General features: G+C 41.1%; 1 pseudogene. It reads left to right on the top strand.

Annotated features, from left to right (window positions below):
• Window positions 1-292 (top strand): annotated as a pseudogene (locus tag CWB76_RS19175) (4-hydroxyphenylpyruvate dioxygenase); the annotation flags it as partial.

The raw sequence follows: 292 nt of genomic DNA, 5'->3' as shown, positions 1-292 counted from the left end.
TAAAAAAATTCAAAGGTAAAGACATTGTTTATTACAACCAAAACGATATTCATTTTTTACTAAATAATGAACGCGACGGCTTTTCAGCTGAGTTTGCTAAAAACCACGGCCCAGCAATTTGTTCTATGGGCTGGCGTGTAGAGAACGCTCAAGCAGCGTTTGAAGCAGCGGTTGAGCGCGGCGCTAAGCCAGCTACTGATGCAGCTAATAAAGACTTACCGTACCCTGCGATTTACGGCATTGGCGATAGCTTAATTTACTTTATTGAACAATTTGGAGATAAAGGCTCTAT

It is taken from the genome of Pseudoalteromonas sp. S1609 (genome assembly GCF_005887255.1).
GTDB lineage: Bacteria > Pseudomonadota > Gammaproteobacteria > Enterobacterales > Alteromonadaceae > Pseudoalteromonas.
Note: the sequence above shows the minus strand (reverse complement) of the source record. Positions and strands in the feature narration are given on the sequence as shown.